The organism is Halobacillus sp. (assembly GCF_049282395.1).
Taxonomy (GTDB): domain Bacteria; phylum Bacillota; class Bacilli; order Bacillales; family Halobacillaceae; genus Halobacillus.
The window spans coordinates 1-2,262 of the sequence record NZ_JBAPTY010000162.1 but is presented as its reverse complement, the minus strand read 5'-3'; the positions used below and the strand labels follow the sequence as shown (position 1 = coordinate 2,262).

The following is a 2,262-nucleotide window of genomic DNA, read 5'->3' as shown; positions in this document are numbered from 1 at the left end:
ATCTACGGTTTAAGCATAACAGAAGATACCCCTATTGAACGGATCAATGTGACGTATCGCTACCTGGGAATTTCATTTGTGAAAACTATTAATGTGTAAAAAAAGACCAGCGCTGCCGCGAGGCCATTGATAAACTGAATATTTATGAAAGGTAGAATTCAAAAAAGCGGATTGTATGGAATACTTTTTCCATACAATCCGCTTTTCTTCTATTTTCATGAGGCTTGCCCTCTCTATTCCTTCATTAGTTTCACGATTCGTTTCACATTCGCTGTGAAAATTGCCATGGCGCCTTGAAGGCGCATGCCTTCGAGACCCGAAGATGAGGCAACCTCATATCCGTGTCTATGCTTTAATTCACTATTCTTCGCTTCAATCTTATACCGTTCTTTAGCCCTTTGCTTGAAGTTCTCACTGTTTTGAAAGGCGAGTTGATCCTTATGTGCTTCTGATTTTAGAACGACGGAATAACTCTTCGTTTTGGCTCCAGGTTTATAACACCCTTCCTGAAGGGGACAATGTTTACACTTTTCGACATCAAAATAATGGGTTTCCACCTGATTTTGCGATTGCCCCTTCTTGCCCTGACGGGCTTTTCGAAAGGCCATATGACCGGCCGGACAGACATACAAACCAGCGTCTTTATTGAATTCAAACGCTTCTTCTTTCTTACGATATCCATGTGAAACCGAAGGGTTCAACTTGGAAATGAGTTCGATGTCGTTCTCTTTGGCATAGGTGATATTTTCCTTTGATGAATAAGCTCGATCTCCAAGTATTTCCTCCACTTCTAACCCAGCTTCTTGACTCTTCTTCACTAATTCAGGTAATTGCTTTCCATCTGTTTTTTCTCCGGTCGTTATGGTAGCGGCCGTAATGATACGTTCCTGAGACATGCCGAGATGCGTCTTATACCCAAAGAAAGCGGAGTCGGCTGATTTATGTCCCAAGCGGGCATCAGGGTCCTGGGATTCTTGTAATTCCAGTTGGTCATCTGTAATCGTCTCTTTAAGTAAGTTCAAAGGTTCTTTAATTTTGGGGATAAAGCCGAGCTTTGGTTCCTTTTCAATCATTTCGACCAGACGTTCCGAATAGTCCAGTTCAGCTTGCAGCGTATTTTCGGTTGGTTTCTCAGGAAACTTTTTCTTCATCGATTCATCAACGGAATAAATCATTTTACGGACGTTCTTGGAACGGGTACGCAGTACTTCTTGAGGAGATGTCTGGTTGTATCGAGCTTTCGTGTGCGTCGCATCAAGGATGAGAGACTTGGATTGAATCACACCTTTTTCAAGAGCCACCTCCACGGTTTTTCCGATCAATAGATCTAAAAGATTTTCGTCTTTCAGACGTTTGCGACGGAAGTAAGCTAGTAGGCTCGGATCAATGACGTCATCTTCTGGAGCAAGTTCAAGGAAATATTTGAAGGCCATGTCGACCTGAGCTCGTTCCACGAGATCCACGTCAGACAACGTATAGATGGTTTTCAGGAGAAGATATTTGAACATACGAATGGGATGAACAGCATTCCGTCCATTATCATGACAGTATTTGTCCTTCAGTTCGTCGTAAACGAAGGAAAAGTCTATAAGATCGTTGATTTCCCGAAGAAGGTGGTCCTTAGGGACCACCATATCGTAAAGCCCCTCGTACTGACTTAAATTCATGGATAATTGACGGTCTAACATGGAATCCCTCACTTTTATGTATTCCTTTCATTGTACAAGAAAAAAGAGTGATTTTCTTTTATAAATCAAAGAAAATCACTCTTTTTAGATGGGCCACCGTTGATTCCACGATGAGCGTTCGATGGTGACGCCTGCGGGAACAGCGCGAGCCGAAGATCCACTTGGTCAAGTGATCTTCTTGACCAAGTTAGCTGAGGCCGTGCCCGCGGCAAGCATCCATCGACAAGCGATTCGTGAGAATCAACAACAACCTTTAACCACTCCTCTTGATAGAAAGGAGTTTTTCAGTGGCCTCGGTCAAACCCACTCTTTTTTTAATCTTAAAAATGAGGTGAATACCATGAATTTAAAGAAAAAACTAGCGGCAGGCGTACTAACAGGGGCTTTAGGCTTATCTATGATCGGCGGCGGTACTTGGGCGTCCTTTAATGATGTAGAAGCAGCTACCGGACAGTATGGGGCAGGAGTGTTAGATTTATCAGTAAATCCCCAAATACTTTTTGACATTGACGATTTAGTTCCCGGAGACCACATGCTTCGAGACTTTAAAATTACTAACAACGGAACAGTTAAT

Annotated in this window: 2 protein-coding genes; one reads left to right on the top strand and one right to left on the bottom strand. The window is 42.7% G+C overall.

What is annotated here, in order from left to right:
* Window positions 1-233 precede the first annotated feature (233 nt).
* On the bottom strand, window positions 234-1,688 hold the full coding sequence (locus WAM07_RS07245; protein WP_422165857.1) for an IS1182 family transposase: 1,455 nt from the start codon (window positions 1,686-1,688) through the stop codon (window positions 234-236).
* Between the two features lie 121 nt (window positions 1,689-1,809).
* On the opposite strand from WAM07_RS07245, the gene WAM07_RS07240 reads away from it, so the two are divergent.
* On the top strand, window positions 1,810-2,262 hold a 453-nt coding region (locus WAM07_RS07240), incomplete at its 3' end, for a TasA family protein (RefSeq protein WP_422165856.1).

What these genes read in the sequence shown, in the direction of transcription:
- WAM07_RS07245 (WP_422165857.1), bottom strand. Translation starts at nt 1,688, where the DNA reads ATGTTAGACCGTCAATTATCCATGAATTTAAGTCAGTACGAGGGGCTT.